This window comes from Ktedonobacter sp. SOSP1-85, assembly GCF_016587415.1.
Lineage (GTDB): Bacteria > Chloroflexota > Ktedonobacteria > Ktedonobacterales > Ktedonobacteraceae > Ktedonobacter.
In genome coordinates, this window is record NZ_BNJI01000001.1 from 2,094,577 (window position 1) to 2,115,053 (window position 20,477).

At 57.4% G+C, this 20,477-nt stretch carries 12 protein-coding genes and 1 pseudogene; 9 read left to right on the plus strand and 4 right to left on the minus strand.

All coding sequences use genetic code 11. The annotated features are described in order from the left end of the window. Positions 1 to 17 precede the first annotated feature (17 nt). Together KTE_RS08835 and abc-f are read right to left on the minus strand one after the other, a co-directional pair. The gene (locus KTE_RS08835; protein WP_201380313.1) at positions 18 to 794 is read right to left on the minus strand and encodes an enoyl-CoA hydratase-related protein; all 777 of its coding nucleotides are present in this window, start codon (positions 792 to 794) and stop codon (positions 18 to 20) included. A gap of 218 nt (positions 795 to 1,012) precedes the next feature. Continuing rightward, positions 1,013 to 2,647, minus strand: a complete 1,635-nt coding sequence (gene abc-f, locus KTE_RS08840; protein WP_201380315.1) for a ribosomal protection-like ABC-F family protein — start codon at positions 2,645 to 2,647, stop codon at positions 1,013 to 1,015. 515 nt (positions 2,648 to 3,162) lie between these two features. Here abc-f and KTE_RS08845 point away from each other — a divergent pair. Then, positions 3,163 to 3,906, plus strand: coding sequence for an HAD family hydrolase (locus KTE_RS08845; protein ID WP_201380316.1), 744 nt, complete (start codon positions 3,163 to 3,165; stop codon positions 3,904 to 3,906). Positions 3,907 to 3,967: 61 nt separating this feature from the next. Further along, a complete protein-coding gene (locus KTE_RS08850) occupies positions 3,968 to 4,600 on the plus strand; it encodes a hypothetical protein (protein ID WP_201380317.1) in 633 nt (210 codons plus the stop codon). A 49-nt stretch (positions 4,601 to 4,649) separates the two neighbouring features. Here the strand turns inward: KTE_RS08850 and KTE_RS08855 are convergent, their stop codons facing one another. After that, positions 4,650 to 5,378: a cysteine hydrolase family protein gene (locus tag KTE_RS08855; protein ID WP_201380318.1), complete on the minus strand. Its 729-nt coding sequence runs from the start codon at positions 5,376 to 5,378 to the stop codon at positions 4,650 to 4,652. Between the two features lie 137 nt (positions 5,379 to 5,515). Then, positions 5,516 to 6,277, minus strand: coding sequence for an NUDIX domain-containing protein (locus KTE_RS08860; protein WP_201380319.1), 762 nt, complete (start codon positions 6,275 to 6,277; stop codon positions 5,516 to 5,518). Positions 6,278 to 6,587: 310 nt separating this feature from the next. Between KTE_RS08860 and KTE_RS08865 the strand changes: the two genes are divergently transcribed. From KTE_RS08865 to gltB, 7 genes and pseudogenes are all read left to right on the plus strand, one after another. Then, positions 6,588 to 9,719: a helicase C-terminal domain-containing protein gene (locus KTE_RS08865; RefSeq protein WP_201380320.1), complete on the plus strand. Its 3,132-nt coding sequence runs from the start codon at positions 6,588 to 6,590 to the stop codon at positions 9,717 to 9,719. 191 nt (positions 9,720 to 9,910) lie between these two features. Next, the gene (locus KTE_RS08870; RefSeq protein ID WP_201380321.1) at positions 9,911 to 11,299 is read left to right on the plus strand and encodes a hypothetical protein; all 1,389 of its coding nucleotides are present in this window, start codon (positions 9,911 to 9,913) and stop codon (positions 11,297 to 11,299) included. Between the two features lie 279 nt (positions 11,300 to 11,578). Next, positions 11,579 to 11,929 carry a histidine triad nucleotide-binding protein gene (locus KTE_RS08875; protein ID WP_201387025.1) on the plus strand — a complete coding sequence of 117 codons (351 nt, stop codon included), beginning with the start codon at positions 11,579 to 11,581 and terminating at the stop codon, positions 11,927 to 11,929. Positions 11,930 to 11,940: 11 nt separating this feature from the next. Continuing rightward, entirely contained in the window at positions 11,941 to 13,110 is a 1,170-nt protein-coding gene (locus KTE_RS08880) for a glycosyltransferase family 1 protein (protein ID WP_201380323.1), read from the plus strand. Continuing rightward, the gene (locus KTE_RS08885; protein ID WP_201380324.1) at positions 13,107 to 14,264 is read left to right on the plus strand and encodes a glycosyltransferase family 1 protein; all 1,158 of its coding nucleotides are present in this window, start codon (positions 13,107 to 13,109) and stop codon (positions 14,262 to 14,264) included. The genes KTE_RS08880 and KTE_RS08885 overlap by 4 nt, the downstream gene beginning before the upstream one ends. A gap of 30 nt (positions 14,265 to 14,294) precedes the next feature. Further along, positions 14,295 to 15,416 carry a glycosyltransferase family 4 protein gene (locus KTE_RS08890; RefSeq protein WP_201380325.1) on the plus strand — a complete coding sequence of 374 codons (1,122 nt, stop codon included), beginning with the start codon at positions 14,295 to 14,297 and terminating at the stop codon, positions 15,414 to 15,416. 431 nt (positions 15,417 to 15,847) lie between these two features. After that, positions 15,848 to 20,376 (plus strand): annotated as a pseudogene (gene gltB, locus KTE_RS08900) (glutamate synthase large subunit). Positions 20,377 to 20,477 lie beyond the last annotated feature (101 nt).

Genomic DNA, 20,477 nt, shown 5'->3' on the forward strand with positions numbered 1-20,477 from the left:
CGCGACCACGCTTGAGGCTACGACCGCTCATCAAACTGGGGTTTGCGCTTCTCCAGGAAGGCGCGCATGCCCTCCTGCGCATCAGGAATTTGCGAGGCGGCCGCCATGACCTCCATAGCATACGAGTAGGCCAGCGGTTGCGGCATCTCCATCTGGGCGTAGAATGCCTGTTTCCCGAGCGCCTTTGAGAAGAAGCTTCCCCGCGTCGCAGCACTTAGCAGGCGGAGCGACTCCTCTTCTAACTGTTCAGGCAGCACCACGCGATTGACCAGGCCCCAATCAGCGGCGGTCTGCGCATCGATGGGATCGCCGGTCAGCAGCATCTCCAGAGCACGCTTGCGCCCGACGTTGCGACTGAGCGCGACCATAGGTGTCGTGCAGAACCAGCCCCCCCTACCACCCGGCGTGGCGAACGCGGCCTCCGTCGAGGCCACCGCCAGGTCACAACTCGCCACCAGTTGGCAGCCAGCCGCGGTCGCGATGGCATGCACACGCGCCAGCACAGGCTGAGGAATCTCCTGAAGCGTATTCATCATCGTTGTACAGGTCCGCAATAGTTTGCGCATAGACTCCAGGTCGCCATCGGCCATATCGGCGAAGTCATGGCCAGCGCTAAAGGCGGGGCCGTTCGCGGCCAGGATGACACCACGCGCCGGGCTTTCCCCCACTTCCCGCAGGGCCGTGGTCAGCTCCTGCATACATTTGAGGGAGAGGGCATTGCGCCGCTTTGGATTGTTGAGGGTAATGGTCGCGAACTGTTCTTCGTACGCGACCTCAATGAGTTCATAGCTCATTTTAGCGCCTCCTCTTGATAATACTCCTCAGCACCTACGGTGCTTCGCGGAATTTGATGTGTGGTGTGGTGCGGCAGGATGCCTCTGGCATCCTGCCGCACCACACCACACATCAAATTCCAAGGTATTTCTTTGTGTGAAAGAAAGGGACACCACCTGTTTCCCATATTATGCCATATGGGAAACAGGTGGTGTTGTACCTTATCTCAGCTATATGACTAGCCGGCACGCTTTTCGGCATAGTATGAGTAGTTACCGGGATAGACCCGCACCTGCCCATCCAGGCCGATCTCCAGAATCTTAGTGGCGATGTTATCAAGAAAGTAGCGGTCGTGCGATACCATCAGAACCGTGCCTTCAAAATCGAGCAGCGCCTCCTCCAGGACCTCGGTTGAGGCAATATCCAGGTTATTGGTTGGCTCATCGAGGAGTAGGAAGTTGGACTCTTGTAACATCAGGCGCGCAATCTGCAAGCGACTCTTCTGCCCCCCGCTCAGGTTACCAATAGGTGTTCGCACCTCCTCCACCGAGAGAAGGAAGCGACTCAAGAAGGCGATGGCCTGGCCCTCGGTGAGCTTTTTCAGACGGCGCACGAAGTCCAGGGGTGTGCTCTCAAAGGGTAGTGTCTCCTGCTCCTGTGAGTAGTAGCCGGTGACGACGCTGGCACCGATTTTCACCGTTCCCGTTGTCGCAGGTAGCAGGTCCATCATCGTCTTGAGCAGCGTTGTCTTGCCCGCGCCATTGTGGCCCACGATGCCGATGCGCTCGCCATAGAGAACGGTAAAGTCAAAAGGCTTGACGAGCAGGTGCCCACCGATCTCCTTGCTAAGCTGCTTGACCTCCAGCACGCGTTTGCCACTCCGCTCGCCATTGAGATCGACCTTGATCCGGTCGCGCTCAAAGATAGGTTTATCGACCGCCTCTTGTTTCAGCTTCTCGACGCGTTTGGCCATATACTCGGCACGGCCAGCGAACTTGGGATTCATCTTCGCCCACTCTTTGAGTCGGTGCATGCTGTGCTTGAGGCGGCGAATCTCCTTCTGCTCCACGGTATACTGCTCTTGCAAGCGCTGGAGCTGCCGCTCACGCTCGGCGACATAAGCACTGTAGTTACCTGCAAAGACCGAGATCTCGCCATCCTCTAGCTCATAGATCTTATTCACCGAGCGATCAAGCAGGTGACGATCATGTGAGATGATCAGCACGGTACCGGGGTAGTCACGAATATACTGCTCCAGCCAGGCCTTGGCGTGCAGATCGAGATGATTATCTGGCTCGTCGAGCAAGAGCAGATCTGGCATCTGCAAGAGAATGCGCGCCAAGTTGATAAGCTTCTTCTCGCCCCCACTGAAGGATTTCACCGGCAGTTTATGCTCGGAGAGAGGAAAGCCCAGGCCACAGAGAACTCCTTCGACGCGATGCTCAATGGTATAGCCGCCCAACGCATCGTAGCGCTCCTGCGTGACGCTATAGTCAGCGAGAATGCGCTCCATCCGCTCAGGATCATCCATAGTCTCCACACTGGACATCTGTGCCTCCAGGCGCTTCATCTTCGTGGATAAAGTCTGTAACTCAGGGCTGCTGGTCGCGACTACGTCAAAGACGCTCTGCTCTAGCTGAGCCTCGTCGATCTCCTGCTGGAGATAACTGATGGTCAAATTGCGCTTGCGAGAGATCGTGCCGGACGTTGGATCTTCACGGCCACAGAGCAGTTTAAAGAGGGTTGACTTGCCACTGCCATTCTCACCGACGAGGCCGATACGCTCTCTCTCTACAATTTCAAGATCAATATCGCGAAAGACGGGATTGCCACCATAGTCTTTGCGCACCTGGGAAAAATTGACTAGCAACATAGGTAGGTGTCTCCTTCTGAACAGAAAAACAGGGCAGAAAAAATGCCGTGATGGGTAAAAACAGAGGGTAACCTGGCAGGCAGAAAACTACCTATGCAGAGAAGGGAGCGCACACAGTGAGCTTATGAAGAGAAAAACAAGGGGGAGGAAAAGCAGCACACAGAGGAATATCTAGGCTATGCTTAGCCGTTGCACAATGGCAACGGGCATACCCTTTTATCCACGCTACGATTCCGCCGCATAAGCAGAAGCGCCAGGCTTATGCGGCAATATCATGCGATTGATATTTACCTGGAGGAGATGAGACCTGGGTGTAGTCCACCAGGTCCGACATTGGATAGCTCATACATATATCGTAACATACACGCCAGCGCATGGTCAAGCTATTATTCCTTCGCGCCTGCGGCGCTCACATGTTGCTTGAAGCATACTGGCACTTATTGACACGGCCTTTTAGCGCGTGCTAGACTGCACACAACCACGATGATTGCCGCCTGGAAAGTAAAGGTCTTATCATGCTTATTGAGCAGCCACAAGCTATTCGTACTGTATTCTTCGACGCGGGCTTCACACTCCTTCAGCCCACCCTCTCGACGCCCGAAATCTGTCACCATGTGGGGCATAGTCTCGATCTACATATCCATATCGATGATGTCAAAGAGCGGATGCAACAGGCCGAGGGTTACTTCCACCATCACCAACGCCTCAATCGCCATATCTGGGCCAGTGAGCAGGGTATTATCGACTTCTGGACCGGGTACTATATGAATTTGCTGCGCCCCTTCGTCGAAGAGCATGACGAGAAGCGGCTCTACCAGCTTGCGCATACCATCACGCGAGAGTTTGACAAGCCCAGCAACTGGCAGCTCTATAACGATGTTTTGCCTGTACTGGAGGCACTGCAAGCCCATAAATATACCCTGGGCATCATCTCGGACTGGGGATCAGCCCTTAACACCATCCTCCACACACTGCGGCTCTCGCAGTACTTTGATTGCGTCCTCATCTCCGCGACCACCAGGCACGCCAAGCCTTCGCCCATGCTCTATGAAGAGGCCCTGGCACGCGCCAACTCCATTCCAGAGTTCTCAGTGCATATCGGCGACACCTATGTCCAGGATATCCTGGGCGCCCGCTCGGTAGGCATCACGCCGGTCCTGCTGGACCGCCACCACAAACTCCATTCGCATCAGGTTGATTGTCTCGTAGTCACTTCCCTCTTTGAACTGCTCGATCACTTGGAGGTTCCCCACTCATGATCAATTTCGCCACTAAACGCAGCAACCTGCTTCTTACCGGTCTTGCGCTGGGGCCACCGCTATGGCGACCACGCTCGTAGGCTATGTGAGGCGCGAGGTACAACGACGCGGATATCCATCCTGGGAAGAGTGCCAGTGTGACTTTAAAGCCAAACAGGCCTTCTTCCAGGTCTTTCATAGCCGGCACCAGTGGCGCGGCGCCACGATTGTCACCCAGGAATGGGGCGCGCACCTGGTCAATCCCGCGCCATGGCTCCGCCGCCTGCTCCATCATAGCTCGCAGGCGCTTGCGGTCCTGAACATGGGTAACCACTATGTCGAGCGCGTCACGCTCAGCCCCCAGGAGGCGCACCAGTTTGTCTACGCCATACAGGGAAAAAGTATGGGAGAACAGGACGACGAGAGCCAGGAAATAATGGAGAAGCGCCAGCTTATCTGGCGACGCGAGGTCCTGCATGTCCCCAGCCATCCCTTTGACGCCTATATTCACCGCCTCTATCCCCTGCCAGTGACGAAGAGTCAGCAAGAGATAAGCGCGGGCCTACCAGTGCTCTGGGATCGCGCCAGCGACACACCCATCACGGTCGAGGGCACGCTACTTGATACCCCCCTGGGGACGCGCATCGACTATATTGGCTGGACCCCATCGCAGGTGGCATATTGTACAGCGCGCCTGGAAGCCACGCAAGAGTAGCACCATAAGATTGCTCTCCACGCCTGGCTTTCAGCATACCGAGGAAAGGCTATTTGATCTCGCGCACGACCTCAACGCCGTTGAGCCGCATATGATAGAGGAAGAGCAGGTGCATAAAATCGCCATTATGCGGGAGAGCGCCAACCTGTTGCGCAGTCTCTACGGACATATCATAAGTCTGCACGGCATTTTCGGGAACAATCACGCGCAGGGAGCGATTCTGAGCATTGGCGTGCAGCTTCAGGTGCAGGGCCATCTGGTGAATACAGAGATCGGTACAATCGCCAACGATTACGGCCACGCTCAAATCGGGATGCTCGCTTAGCCAGGCCCCCAGTTCGGTGTTGTGGAAGGCATTGAGCGAGTTTTTGTGGATGACCGTGTAGAGGTCGGCGGCGGGAAGCTCCAGCAGCTCAGGAATGGTCTCGGCCTCGGTAGTACCTACCTGGCAGTGTGGAGGAAAATTCGCGAACTCTGGGGCATCCTCCGGATGGCAGTCCTGGGCCAGCACAAAGTTGCGCACGCCAATGCCAAAGGCCCCCTTGATGGCCGCGGAGACCGCTGGAATGATGGCCTTAACGCGTGGACTGGCCAGTGCCCCCTCGTGGCAGAAACCATTGATCATATCCACGCTAAAGAGGGCCAGCCGGCCTTTTTGCGCCTCGGTCACAAAATCACCCCAGGCAAGCGAGGGCAGCTCGCGCTCCCAGTTGACAAGTTCCTGCAGGAAGGGAGTTGCCTGTTCAATAAAGTTCTCGGGAAGAGTGGATTGAGCCATGCTCGTCTATGCCTCCTATGCATTTTTACGTAACGCTATGTGCTCGTTCTAAGCTGACCTCTCGCGCCTGTCTATTGATGGTGTTGTGCTTGTGGGTAGCCTGCGGCTACCCACAAGCACAACACCATCAATAGAACTTATAGCTCGTGCTCGGCCGCCGGGTTAAAGCGGTACAGGCGGGCAGGCCGGTGTGTGCCCTCCATCTTTTTCGCGCCCGTGTCTTCCAGAATACCAGTTGAGAGGATTTTCTTACGAAAGTTCCGCTTGTCCAGCTTTTTATGCAGAATGATCTCGTAGACGCGTTGCAGTTCACGCAGCGTAAACTGCTCTGACAAGAGGTTAAAGGCAATTGTGGTGTATTCGAGCTTGCCACGCAGGCGGTTAAGCGTGTACTCCAAAATCTGCTGATGGTCAAAGGCCAGCGGCGGTAGGTCATACACCGGAAACCAGTCGACATCTACCGCATCACTCGCGGCCTTGACCTGGAGGCGCTCCGAATCCAGCAGGGCAAAGTATACGACGGTGATGACCCGCGTACGTGGATCGCGCCCAGGCTCGCCAAAGGTATAGAGCTGCTCCAGGTAGACATTCTCTACCTGCGTCTCTTCTTGTAACTCACGTTTGGCCGCATCCTCCAGAGATTCGTCGATATTGACGAAGCCACCAGGAATAGCCCACATGCCCTCGTACGGCCATGATCGCCGCTTGACAAGCAGTACTTGCAGATCCTTCTGCCGTAGGCTCATCATGACAACGTCCACGGTGACCGATGGACGCTCATACTTGCTGGCATCATATTTATGCGCCTCGGCCTCGCTCGTTGCCACTACCTCCCGCCCCTGAGGCTCATCATGCCCGCTTTCTTGCAGCCCATTACTTGCTGTACTTTGCTCTTCCATCTGTCTCACTTCTTACGGTCTTCTGGTGTATAATACTGTTATACAAACTCGACACTCAATCTCCTGTTACACCCTCTACACCAATGAGCGCTCCCTTCGAACAGGCAGCAAGTCAGCATATGATCCATTAGTGTAGAATATACACTAATAGTACTGTAAATATGAGCACCTGTCAAGTAGGCATAGTTTTCACCTACGCCGGAGGACAAGCCCAACCAGGAGGTAACGACATTGTTCCTCGTCCCTCGCTGTGCTATACTGCACATGCGCACCAAACAGATGTTCATATTTCGGGGGAAGCGAGGAGATCATGTCCGAAGTCGAGCTGCAACAAATCGGCTCTTATCCCATCACCACCACACTTCATACCGGCCCAACCAGCACCACCTACCTGAGTCAGCAGCGCAAAAAAACGCTCCTCATCAAGAAGTTCCATGCTCCTCTCAGCGACACACAGGCGCAAGAAGCCTTTCTCGCACGCGCCAAACAGCTAAAAAAGCTGATCAACCGCAATATTATCAGAACCGTGGACGCGGGCCTGGATGGCAAGCACCCCTACCTGGTCATGAACTACCAGGCGGGGCAGAGCATTCGCGAGCGGTTTGCGCCAGGGAAACAATACGCTCCCGATGAAGTACGCTTGGCGATCTCGCGGAGCGCCTCGGCTCTGAGCTACGCCCATACCCATCACGTCATTCACGGCAATCTGTATCCCGAGATCCTGCTGATGAGCGAGAATAGCGAGATTCTCCTGACCGATTTCGCGCTTCAGCTTCCTACGCCCGATGCTCCCTTTACGCCTGAGCCAGGGGCACTCCTCTACATGGCACCCGAACACTTGCGAGGTACGCCCGACGATGCCAGCGACCAGTACGCCCTGGCGGTTATGCTCTACGAATGGCTCTGCGGGCGCCGTCCCTATGAGGCAACTGAACGCGATGAACTCCTACGCCAGCAGGAAGAAACCGCTTTCCCTATGCCCAGCACGCTAAATCCTAAGATTACACCTTATATCGAGCATGTCCTGGTACGCGCGCTTGAGCGTAAACCCCGGGAGCGCTTTGGCCGCATTCAATCATTGGCTGATAACTATATTCGCGCCCTGATGCACCAGCCGATCCAGGAGGCCACGCCCCTGGCCCCCGCCAGATCCATCTTGACGACACCACCACCGACACCAGTGGCCCCGGAACCCATACCTGAAGAGCCCGCTCGGACACCGCTGCTGGCGAACCCGCCAATGCACCAATCAGTCAACAAGCAGAGCGAGGCACAGGAGCCAGCCCCCGCAACGTTACGCATCACGCGGCGCAAGCAGAGCGAGGCCGAGGCAACTGCCGAGGCGGCCAGGCCAGCCGCGATTCCCCACTCGCTGCCGCTTACGACCATGGCCAGTACGCCCGAACCCAGGCAGCCTGCCGAGGACGAAGGCGAGAGTTCGGAAACCGCCAGGCTCTATCGCCAGATTACGGCCGATCTCTGCCAGGGCGGCGTGCTTTCGCGACGCCTGCCAGGCTATGAAGAGCGCCCGGCCCAGATCGAGATGGCGCGCACCGTGGCGCGCGCCCTCACACAGAACATTCCCGCAATCATCGAGGCCGGCACCGGTACGGGTAAGTCTCTGGCCTACCTGGTTCCCGTCGTACGCTCTGGCAAGGTCGCCATCATCAGCACGGCCAATAAGGCCCTGCAAGAGCAGCTCTTCTACAAAGATATTCCCTTTGTACAGAAGCACATTCAGCCCTTTGAAGCCGCCCTGGTCAAGGGTGTCAATAATTATCTCTGCATCGACCGCATGGAGACCGAGCGCGTCGGCATGCAGTTTTATACCAAAAACAAGGAGTTTCAGCGCCTGGTCGACACGGTCAATGATCCCGAGTCGACCTTTACTGGCGACTTCGAGACGCTGGACTTTCAGCTAGCAGGCGACGTCCGGGGTCGCATCGCCACGGATAGTGACCAGTGCGCCTGGAGTAAGTGTACCTATTTCTCTGACTGCTATGTGCGCCAGATGCGCGAGCGCGCCGAGCGAGCACAGGTCATCGTCGTCAATCATACGCTCCTGCTGCTGGACGCAGCCATGGGCGGCTTCTTGCTGCCTGAGCGCGACGTGATCATCCTGGACGAGGCCCACCATCTTGAAGAGGAGGCCACGCGCTCCTTTACGATTACCATCAGCCCGGGCCAGGTACAGACCCTGCTGGCCCAACGCATGCTCAAGGATCATAGCCAGGTCAGCCTGCAAGATGATGCCTTCCGCGCCGCGCAGAATATGTGGGTGAGCCTGGAACAGGTCGCCGATCCCGGCTATAAAGGGCGTATGAACTTAGAGCAACCACTGGAAGAGGGCCTGCGCCTGGCTTCCGCCCTCTCAGACCTGGCGGACTCTCTGCGCAAACAGCGCCCCAAGGACCTGCCAGAGAAAGAGGGGCAACTCTATGACAAGCTGCTCAAGCGGGTTCAAAACCTCTCCGAGAACGTGCGCACCGTCTTCTCGGTTGCGGAGACCGACAAATTTGTCTACTACGTTGACCGCGTAGAGGGGGGACGTGGAGGCGCGCTCCTCCAGGCCTCGGCCTCGCCCCTGGACGTTACCAGCTGGCTCAAGGAGCGCCTCTTCAATAAGTGCAACGTTATCTGCACCTCGGCAACCCTGGCGACCGTCAATCCGACGGCCTCCAGTCCCGAGGAACGCGCGGCAAACTTCCACTATTTCCGTCGCCGCGTTGGCCTGGAACCGGAGGAGCGTCCTGAGGTCCAGGAGAACATCCTGCCCCTGGCCTTTGACTACGAGAGCAATTCCTTGCTCTACCTGCCGCGCCACCTGCCCGCGCCCACCTTTGGTGATGGCCTGGGAGACTACCAGCTCGCCATCGCGCGCGAGATGTATTCCCTGGTCAGACTTTCGCAGGGGCGTGCCTTCCTGCTCTTCTCCAGCAAGCGCATGCTCGATTTCGCCTATGAAATAATGGAAGAGCACCTGCTAAACCTCAATCTCCCCTGCCTCAAACAGGGCGAGATGACGCGCATGGAACTCACGCGGCGCTTCCGCGAGGAGAAAGGCTCGGTCCTCTTCGGCCTGAAAAGCTTCTGGGAGGGCGTGGACATCGCGGGCGACGCCCTCTCCCTTGTCGTCATCGACAAGCTCCCCTTTGATCCACCCGACGACCCGGTCCACGAGGCCCGCGTCGCTCAGATGAAAGCCCGAGGCGAGAACTGGTTTGGGACCTATGTCTTGCCACAGGCCGTCCTGCGCCTCAAGCAGGGTATTGGCCGCCTGCTACGCACGCGTAGCGACACTGGCGTCATGGCCATCCTCGATACGCGCCTGCATACCAAGGGCTATGGCAAACTCGTGCTCAACGCGCTGCCACCCGCGCAGCGCTCATCCAACCTGCGTGACGTCCAGGGCTTCTTTAAAGAGAAGGCGCCAGTGGGATAGAGTGCCCCTCCCTGGTGCCTTCTCTTTCTGACATGCAATAAAGCTTATCAATTGATAGATATGCATCGTCATAAGCTCAAACGCCCCTAAAATACCAACGGTAGACAAAGCCTGCGCGAACAACTACAATAGAAAGTGCATTCCGACACGCGACACGTTGTTTTATTCTGATGGTACAGGGGAGTTCGCGCATGAGCAAAATTAAGATGCGATGCATCACCTGCGGCAAGTGGTTTCAGTCGGCAAATGCTAAAGAAGTAACTTGCCCCGATTGCACGCAGAAGGCTAGGAAAGAAAAATTAGCGGCGAAAAATGCGCCGCCCGCACCAGCTAACAGGCCTGTTGGCCCAGGCACAACACGTCAGACACCACCACCCAAACCGAAAGCTAAGCCTGAGCAAAGTGGTACCAGTCATTGGTTTGATGCCCTGGATGATATTAAGGTCGCAGAGCCCGACCAGCCAGCACGCCCCAAACCACAGCTACCCTCTGGACCACGCGAGACACAACATACACAACAGCCAAATGGCTTTAACGCACCACCATCGCCCCCATCTGCTCCTGGAGCGCGTCCGCAAGAGCACGGGCCAGGCGAGGCACATCACGGCGAGCGTGGATATGGCCAGCGCGGACCAGGAGGTTATCATGAAGGTGGCCAGCGTGGACCGGGAGGCTATCGTGAAGGTGGTCCGCGCGAGGGTGGATATAGCCGTGGCCCCGGTGGCTACCGCGAAGGCGGGTATAATCGTGGCCCAGGCGGTTATCGCGAAGGGTATCAAGGCGGCGGTCCGCGCGAAGGCGGGTATAATCGTGGTCCAGGCGGCTATCGCCAGGGCGGCGATCAGAGCCAGCCAGGCCCCTATGGCCAGCGCCCACGTCCTCCCTATGACAATGGCGCGGGACGTGGTCCCCGACCCGAGCGACCAGGACAGGGTCGTCCCATGCCCAATCGCCCTCTCAGAGGCAAGCCTGGACGCCCCGCAGCAGCAATCACTAAGCCCAAACGCGAAAAGATTCCGCCGCCTCAGCCCTTTGAGCCTTCGACCGAACAAGTGGAGAAGGTTGAGCAGCGCTATCTAGAGCTCGCGAAACCCTCGGAATATGATGGTATCCGCACCCAGATCGCCACCGAGGTAGGTATCCCCAAAAAAGCGGTCAAGAAAATTATAAAGGACCTGCGCGACCGTCAACATATGCCGAGCTGGTGGGAGGTACAGACCTATAAAGGGAGCAATGAAGAGCTGGAGCGCATCAAAGAGGCCTACCTGCCGCTACTCCCCATTCCCCCCGTTGGCGTCCATAAAATTCTTGCGGAGAAGCTCTCGGTCAAGCCAGGCGTCGTATACCAGGCCATTAAAGCCATTCGCCTGGAGATGAACCTGCCGCAGTATAACGATCCCTCACTGCATGGCGACTTTAACGCGAGTCACCATCAGCCAGCTAATGGGCAACAAAAGACAGGCGCAACCCAACAACCTGAGGGCACCACATCAGCTTCCACTCCCTCCGAGGAGGAAAAGCCAGCCGCCTCGGCGGAAGCCCCTGTCCCAACAGAGGCCCACGAACAGACGACAAACTAGCAAACAGCCAGAGTTATTCTGTGCGCGACTACCGCGAACGCGGTCCCGAGAGGGGGAAGCCAGCAGGCAACCCCCTCTCGCTTGCTACAAGCGTGCCACGGGTAGCCTATAGCGCGTATACTCATAGAGAATAGTACTGTCTAATGGTCCTTTATATGTAGACGCGTGCGCTTGCCCCCGAATGGGGGTTAGCAGCGTTGTGCCACTATGTAGATGCGTGCGTTGTGCCCTTGAGGGTATTCAGCAGCGTCGTGCCACGTTGAAAGGTTGATAAGTTTGATGGAGAATTGCCTCTTCTGTAAAATTGTCACGGGCGAGATACCGAGCAAAATTGTCTACCAGGATGATCATGTCGTCGCCTTTGAAGATATTCATCCCCAGGCCCCCGTACATCTCCTGGTCATTCCCACGCGTCATATCGCCTCTATGAGCGACATTCAGCCAGACGATGGTCCGGTCCTGGCCCAGATCTTTACCGTCGCTAAACAGATCGCCCACGAGCGCAAGTTGGAGGATGGCTACCGCTTCGTCACCAATGTAGGCCCTCATGCAGGACAATCCGTACTTCACCTGCATTTCCACCTGCTTGGCGGCAAGCCAATGGGTTGGCCACCCTTTCCTCCAAGATAAAGGAATTGTTCATGCGTATTGCAATTGACTATACCGCGGCCATCAGGCAAGGGGCAGGCATTGGCACCTACGTCCGTCGCCTGGTGGACGCGATGCTTGATCAGGACACCACCAACGCGTATACACTTTTGACCAGTGGGCGCCCAACGCAGGAGCAACCATTCCCAGAGGGAGGGCGAGTGCGTGGACGCAGCGTGCTCATCCCGGACCGCTATCTCAATATTCTCTGGTATCGCTGGCGCGTGCCACTCACCGCGACCCTCTTTACAGGCGCCGCAGATATTTATCATGGCCCAGACTTTGTGCTACCACCACTTCCCAAGAAGACGCGCAAGGTCGTCACCATTCATGATGTAGCCTTTCTTGAGCACCCCGAATACGCCGCTCCTTCGCTGTCTGCCTACTTAAAAAAAGTTGTTCCCGAGGCTCTGGAGGAGGCGGATGTCATTGCTACGGTCTCGCACGAGGTCAGCCGTACACTCATTAAACATTTTCAGGCCCCGCGCGAAAAGTTGACCGTGATTCCTAATGGCGTTGGCAGCTACTTTAAGCGCGTCACCGATCCTGTGCTGCTTGAGTCCACGCGCAATAAGTTTGGCCTGAAAGCCCCCTTTCTGCTGGCCGTGGGAACCCTGGAGCCACGCAAGAATCACCTGGGCCTGATCAAGGCGTATTATCAGCTCTACCAGCAAAAGAAGGCCCCCGCGATGCTGGCGATTGCAGGCGGGAAAGGCTGGCTCTACGACGAGACACGCGAACTGGTGCAGCAACTCAAACTAGAGAAGCGCGTGCGTTTCCTGGGCCGTGTGAGCGACCTGGAGCTGGTACACCTGTATAGCATGGCGCAGATCTTCGCCTTTCCCTCGTTCTTCGAGGGCTTTGGCATTCCGCCGGTTGAGGCCATGGCCTGTGGCGCGCCTGTTATTACCTCCAATATCTCCTCCCTTCCCGAGGTCGCGGGTGATGCCGCGCTCCTCGTCGATCCCCATAATATCGATGAGCTTGCACATGCCATCGCACGCCTGAGCGGTGACGAACAGTTACGCAATGACCTACGCCAGAAGGGCTATGCGCAGGCCCAAAAGTTTACCTGGGAGCAATCAGCCCGTAAAATGCTCTCAGTATATCAACGCCTCTATGAGGGGAAAACCAATTTCTCAGACGAGGACGCCCTTTCATGAAAATAGGTATAAACGCGCTTTTCTACCAGCATCCCGCATCCGGGACTGGACAATATATGTTCCACCTGCTCGATGCGCTCAGCGCCATCGATCGTCAGAATGAATACGTCCTTTTCGGGCCTCAGCCAGCCAGCAATACGACTTCATCCTATCCCTATGTTGTGCAACCCGTGCCAGCCTTCGCGCAGCGCAACGAGAACCTGCGCAAAATCTTTTGGGAGCAGGTGACGGCTCCGACCGCGGCGCGCAAAGCCAGGGTCGATGTGATGCATGTCCCCTATTTCGCGCCACCGCTCCTGCCACGCGTGCCTACGGTTGTCACTATTCATGACGTCATTCCCTTGCGTCTCCCGGCCTACCTGCCCAACAAGAAGGTCCAGGCGTATATGAACCTGGCTGCCAGAGCCGCGCATAACGCGACCGAGGTGATTACGATCTCCCAGCATGCCCGGCAAGACATTATTGAGGTACTCAAAATACCGGAGGAGCGCATTCACGTCATTTACCAGGCTGCTGGCGAGCAGTTCCAGCCCATTCGTGATCCCGAAGTGCTGGCTCGGGCCAGGGAGCGCTATGGCCTCAACGAGCGCTATATCTTCTACCTGGGGGGAATCGACCAGCGTAAGAACGTTCCGCAACTGGTGCGCGCCTTCGCGCAACTCTATAAGCGACTGGGGGATCCCGATTTACAGCTCTTTATCTCCGGTAATCCCGATAAACAGAGCGGGCCTTTCTTCCCCGATCCACGTCCCGTGGCTCGCGAGCTGGGAATCGAGAAGCAGGTCATCTGCCGCTTTGTCGAAGATGAAGATAAGCCTACTATCTATAGCGGGGCCAGGCTCTTTGCCTTCCCCTCGCTCTACGAGGGCTTTGGACTCGATCCCCTGGAAGCCATGGGCTGTGGCGCCCCGGTGGTATGTTCCAATCGCACCTCGCTGCCCGAGGTGGTGGGCGATGCCGCGCTCCTGATCGATCCAGACAACCTGAATGAGTTCGTGGATGCCATGTATCGCGTCCTTACTGATGAAACCCTTCACGCCGACCTTAGCGCCCGCTCGCTTGAACGCGCCAAAGCCTTTAGCTGGCACACAACAGCGACACAGACGCTCAACGTCTACGAGCAGGCCTACAAACGCACCCACCTTAAACAATAATTACCTAGCAAACAAAAAAGAGAAATAGATATGCGTGTACTGATGATCTCAAAGGCCCTCGTTGTGGGGACCTCACAGAAAAAGCTTGAGGAACTGGCGAAATGCCCAGGCGTCGAGCTGACCCTGGTAACGCCTCCCTACTGGCTTCATGATGATGGCAGTAAGCTAACCCTTGAGCGGCTCTACACCAGCGGCTATCACATAATCGAGACGCCCATGCGCTTCAATGGTCGCTACCACCTGCACTATTATCCAGAGCTGGGCAAGATCATGCGCGAGGTGCGACCAGACATCGTCCATATCGACGAGGAAGCATACAACTTCGCCACCTACCACGCGATGCGCCTGGCGGTCAAGCATAAGGCACGCCCCCTCTTCTTCGCCTTCCAGAACCTCTACCGCGAGTATCCTCTCCCTTTCCGCCAGATGGAGCTTTACAACTATAAGCACGCCACCACGGCCCTGGCGGGGAACCAGGATGCCGCCGATGTCTTGCGACGTAAGGGCTACAAGGGCAGCCTGCATGTCATTCGCCAGTTTGGCATTGACCCAAGCATCTACCAGCGTACGCTGCCTCCACGAGAGCATAAAGCGAGCGAACCCTTCCTCCTTGGCTATGTGGGGCGTCTGGTCGAGGCCAAAGGCCTGCCTACCTTGATTGAGGCCCTCCCCAAGCTTCCTGACTACTGCCAGGTCGTCTTTGTTGGGGTCGGCCCCATGCGCGAAGTCCTGGAGAAGCAGGCTGCCGAATTGGGCGTTGCCGAGCGTGTCACCTTCAAGGGGAGCCTACCCAGCTATGAAATTCCCCGCGTGATGCAGGAGATCGACGTTCACGTCCTCCCCTCGCTGAGCCGCCCCAACTGGACGGAACAGTTTGGCCGCGTCCTGATTGAGGCCATGGCCTGCGAAACTCCGGTTATTGGCTCTAGCTCAGGCGAAATTCCCCTGGTGCTTGGTGATGCTGGCCTGGTCTTTAAGGAGGGTGACGCCGATGCGCTAAGCGCCTGTGTGCGCAAGCTCCTGGATGACCCCGCCCTCTACAAAGATCTCGCCAAACGCGGTCGCCAGCGCGTGCTTGAGAACTATACACAGGAGCAGATCGCGAAACAGACCTATGATGTCTACCAGGAGATGCTGGCAACATCCGTCTAGAAGGGTATGGATGTGCGATGATCGTGGCGAACGCCCGGCCATCGCACATCCATACCCTCCTAAACGCAAATAACCTCTTCCCTATGCTCCTATCAGAGGCACAATTTCCTTATTTTCTACCAACCAGGCAAGAAAAAGCTTTTCTTACCCTTGTATGCTTTCTTGGCCCTATGTTATACTTGCTCTAATAAGGTGATGTTGCCTTACCCCTGGGCTAAGTTGCTCATACTCCGGTGCTGCCCATACGCAAGGTCAGAGCCTTGCGCACTCAACCTTCGCCTACAAACCAGACCAGCCCCTCACAAGGGAACTATGCACAGCTTCACAGCAATGACTACGACGTTCGCTGTTTGATCGTCGCTACAAACAGGCTCCAACGCAGGTGCCCAGTACCCTCTTAGACCATGATTATCTATTTGGGAGGACACTGCATGCAGCACGAACACACCGCACAACACACGACCTATCCGCTCTATGATCCTCGTTGGGAACATGATGCATGCGGCACCGGTTTTCTCGCCCGGCTTTCCGGCGAGGCCGATCATGCCCTCGTGCAAACAGCTCTAACAGCACTTACACACCTTACCCATCGTGGAGCACAGGATGCTGACGCCGAGACAAGCGATGGTGCAGGCATCCTGACGCAAATTCCCCTGCCACTTTTTTATGCCGAGCTAGAACGGCAGCACATCTCTCCTTCCTCTGTTCAAGATCTCGCCGTAGGCATGTTTTTTTTACCCCAACAGGAACGCGCGCCCCAGGCCTATGAGCACAGTCGCCAGATCATTATGCAGACCTTACAAGAAGTGGGCATACCGGCGCTTACCTGGCGCACGCCTCCCATCAACTACGCCATCCTGGGAACCCGCGCACGCGCCTCGGCTCCAACCATCAGCCAGGTCATCATCTCTCGTCCCGAACAACTTGATCTTGAAGCGTATGACCGAGCGCTTTACCACGCACGGCGCCTTATAGAACAGCGTCTTGCACAGGCAAAGCTTGAGGATTGCTACATCGCCTCGCTCTCACGCAACACCATCATCTATAAGGGCCTCCTGGCCCCAACCAGCTTGCGAGCTTCTACCTGGACCTGGTTGATCCTGACTATGTGAGTGCGCTGGCGGTCTTTCATCAGCGTTATAGCACCAACACCCTGCCCTCCTGGCCGCTGGCCCAGCCCTTCCGCCTGCTCGCGCATAATGGTGAGATCAATACCATTCAGGGCAACCGGAACTGGATGCAGGCCCGCGAGAAGACGCTGGCATCCCCACTCTGGCAGGAAAAGATCGCTGACCTTCTACCCGTCATTCCCGCCACAGGCAGCGACTCGGCTCAGCTTGATAACGCGCTTGAGCTTCTGACACATTCTGGTCGTGACCTGCTACATAGCGCGCAGATGCTTGTGCCTCCCGCCTGGGAGCAGGATACCGAGTTTGACGAGGCCCAGCGCGCATGGTGTGAATATCATGCAGGCCTGGTGGAACCCTGGGATGGACCCGCCGCCCTGGTCTTTAGTGATGGGCGCATCGTGGGCGCCGCGCTGGACCGCAATGGACTGCGTCCCGCCCGCTATACTCTGACTCGTGATGGCTTACTTATCGTCGCCTCTGAGGCTGGCGTGGTCCCATGTGATCCAGAGAATATCGCCGAGAAGGGCGGCCTGGGGCCCGGCGAGATCATCGCCGCCGACCTGGTCGCGCATAAAGTGCTGCATAACGCCGAGATCAAGAGCGACCTGGCGCAACGCCAGCCCTATCACCAATGGCTGGAAGATCATCTCCTGCATCTCGCAGAACTGGAAGCGACCTCGTCAGACGAGGTAGGCAGTGATCCCGAGACGCTCTTCACGCATCAGCAGCTCTTTGGCTATACGCATGAAGATGTCGAAATGGTGCTCAGGCCAATCCTGGCTGAGAATAAAGAGCCAACCTGGAGCATGGGCGATGATGCCCCGCTTGCCGCGCTCTCTACCATCTCGCGCACCTTTTCGGATTACTTTCGCCAGCGCTTTGCCCAGGTTACCAATCCTCCCATTGACCCGCTCCGCGAGCGCATTGTGATGTCCCTGGATAGCTACCTTGGTCCTCGCCAGAGCCTGCTGACAGAGACTCCCGAGCACGCACGCCTGGTCCGTCTCACCTCGCCGATTCTGGACGAGAAGCAGTTGAGCATTCTACGCGATACCACCCAGAGCCACCTGCGCCCCGCAACCCTGAAGACCACTCTGGATATTACCCATCCAGACAACACTGTCGAGATGGCGCTGGATCGCCTGGAACAGGAGGCGCTCGCTGCCATTGAGAATGGCGCAACCCTCTTAGTCCTGAGTGACCAGGACGCAACCCTGGAGCAGCCCCCTCTCCCCATGCTTATCGCGGTTGGCGCGGTTCACCATGCCTTGATCAAACATGGGCTACGCGCACGCGTCTCGCTGATCTGCGAGACCGGCACAGTCTGCGATGTACACCAGATTGCGGTCCTGCTTGGCTACGGCGCTGAAGCCGTCGTCCCCACCCTGGCACTGGCAAGCGTACGCGCGCTGGCTGGAGAACGCCGCCTTGAGCACATCACGCCCGAGGAGGCCGTGGCACGCTACCGGCACGTGATTGAGGATGGACTGTGCAAGATCATGGCACGTATGGGTATCTCTACCCTGCGCAATATCATTGGCGCGGGCCAGTTTGAGATCCTGGGCCTGGCTCCTGAACTGGTTGAGCGCTGCTTTACCGGCTCGGCGGCCCGCTACGGCAAGGTCTCCTTCGCCCAGGTCAATGCAGAGATACGCAAGCAGGTCGCGAAAATTCAAGAAGAGCAGCAGGTCCCGGCGGCGGGTCCAGCCGTGCGCAAGCGCAAGCTGGCCGACATGGGTCGTTTCCGCTTCCGTCGCGATGCTGAGTACCATGCCTATAACCCGCTCATCATTCGCGCGCTCCAGAAAGCGGCTCAGACCGGCCTGACAGAGGATTATCGCCAGTACACCGGTATGGTCTATCAGCGTCCCGCGACCAACCTGCGCGACCAGCTACGCTTTACCACTCGCCAACCTATCCCTCTGGCAGAGGTTGAGTCGATGGAGTCGATTCGTGCACGCTTCGTGGTCTCCGCGATGTCCGTGGGCGCGCTCAGCCCTGAGACGCATCGCACCATCGCCGCCGCCATGAATAGCATCGGCGGACGCAACAACACCGGCGAAGGTGGCGAAGACCCGGCCTGGTATCACGAGACGCTGGAGGGCTATCCCGTCAGCAGCAAGATCAAGCAGGTAGCCTCAGCCCGCTTTGGCATCACCACCGAGTACCTGGTACGCGCGGAAGAGATCGAGATCAAGATGGCTCAGGGTTCTAAGCCAGGTGAGGGCGGACAGCTTCCCCCCGCCAAGGTCACACCCTTTATCGCGCGCCTGCGCCATACCGAGCCAGGCGTCTCGCTCATCTCGCCGCCACCCCATCACGACATCTATAGCATTGAGGATATCGCACAGCTCATCTACGACCTGCACCAGGTTAATCCAACAGCCAAAGTAGGTGTCAAGTTGGTCTCCTGCCTGGGCGTGGGCACCATCGCCGCCGGAGTCGCCAAAGGCCACGCGGACTACGTGCTCATCAGCGGGAATGATGGTGGCACTGGCGCTTCGCCCCTGCAATCTATCAAACACGCGGGCATGCCCTGGGAGCTGGGATTAAGCGAGGCACAACAGGTGCTCGTCCGCAACGGCCTGCGTAAGCGCATCAAAGTACGCGTTGACGGTGGCTTCAAGACTGGCCGTGACGTAATTATTGGCGCGCTCCTGGGCGCGGAGGAGTTTGGCTTCGGCACAGCGGCCCTGGTCACTCTGGGCTGCGATATGGCGCGTCAGTGCCATCTCAACACCTGTCCAGCGGGCATTGCCACGCAGCGCGAGGATCTGAAAGCCAAGTTTACCGGGCGTCCCCAGTTCCTGGTCAACTACCTGACCCTGGTCGCTGAAGAAGTCCGTGAGTTCATGGCTCAGCTTGGAATCGCGCGCTTCGAAGACCTGATCGGACACACCGAGTTGCTGGAGAGCGCGCCGGATGCCAACATCGATCTTACCTCGCTCCTGGTTTCGCTCCCCATACGCTCCGAAGCCGGAAAGCGTATGCACGACGCGCCAGCTCGCGTTGAGCAGGAACTCTTAACGGAGGTTGAGAGCGCCCTGGATGGCGAGCGCAGCATCCTCACCCAGCATCCTATCGCCAACTATGATCGCTCCGTAGGCACCGTCCTGGCAGGCGAGATTGCGCGGCGCTATGGCAACGAGGGTCTGACGCGCAACAGCATTACCTGTACCTTCCACGGGGCCGCGGGCCAGAGCTTTGGCGCGTTCTGCATGCCCGGCATGCGTCTCATCCTCAATGGCGAGGCCAACGATTATGTTGGCAAGAGCATGACTGGCGGCCAGATCGTGATTCTCCCGCCTGCGGAGGCAGCCTACGAAGGGCACAAGAACACGATCCTCGGCAACACCGTGCTCTATGGCGCAACAGGCGGTCAGCTCTTCGCGGCGGGTCGCGCGGGCGAGCGTTTCGCCGTTCGCAATAGCGGTGCGCTGGCGGTGGTCGAGGGCGTGGGGGCGCATGCCTGTGAATATATGACTGGTGGTATGGTAGTGGTCCTGGGTGAGACAGGACCCAACTTTGCCGCTGGCATGTCCTCAGGCGTGGCCTACGTGCTCGATATGGATGGCTCCTTCCCCACGCGCTGCAACGTGGCAGCCGCGCAACTCGCACGCGTGCAGGATCCCCAGGAGAGCGATGCTTTGCGCACCGTCATCGACTGGCACGCGCGCAAGACGCATAGCAGCCACGCGCAGCGCTTGCTGGAGCAGTGGGAGTTTGTCCTGCCACGCATCTGGCGCGTCCAGCCTGAGAACACGCACCAGAACGCTTCCCACTTTGTGGGCGGGCGCGAAGAGATGCAGAATCGGATCGCCACCAAATAACACACCTCCTACTCTCCCTGGTTGATCCGCGAGAGGATGAGCATTTGCTCATCCTCTCTTTTCTTTTCCTCCGGTACGATCCGCTGAAAGTTTTCTCCTTA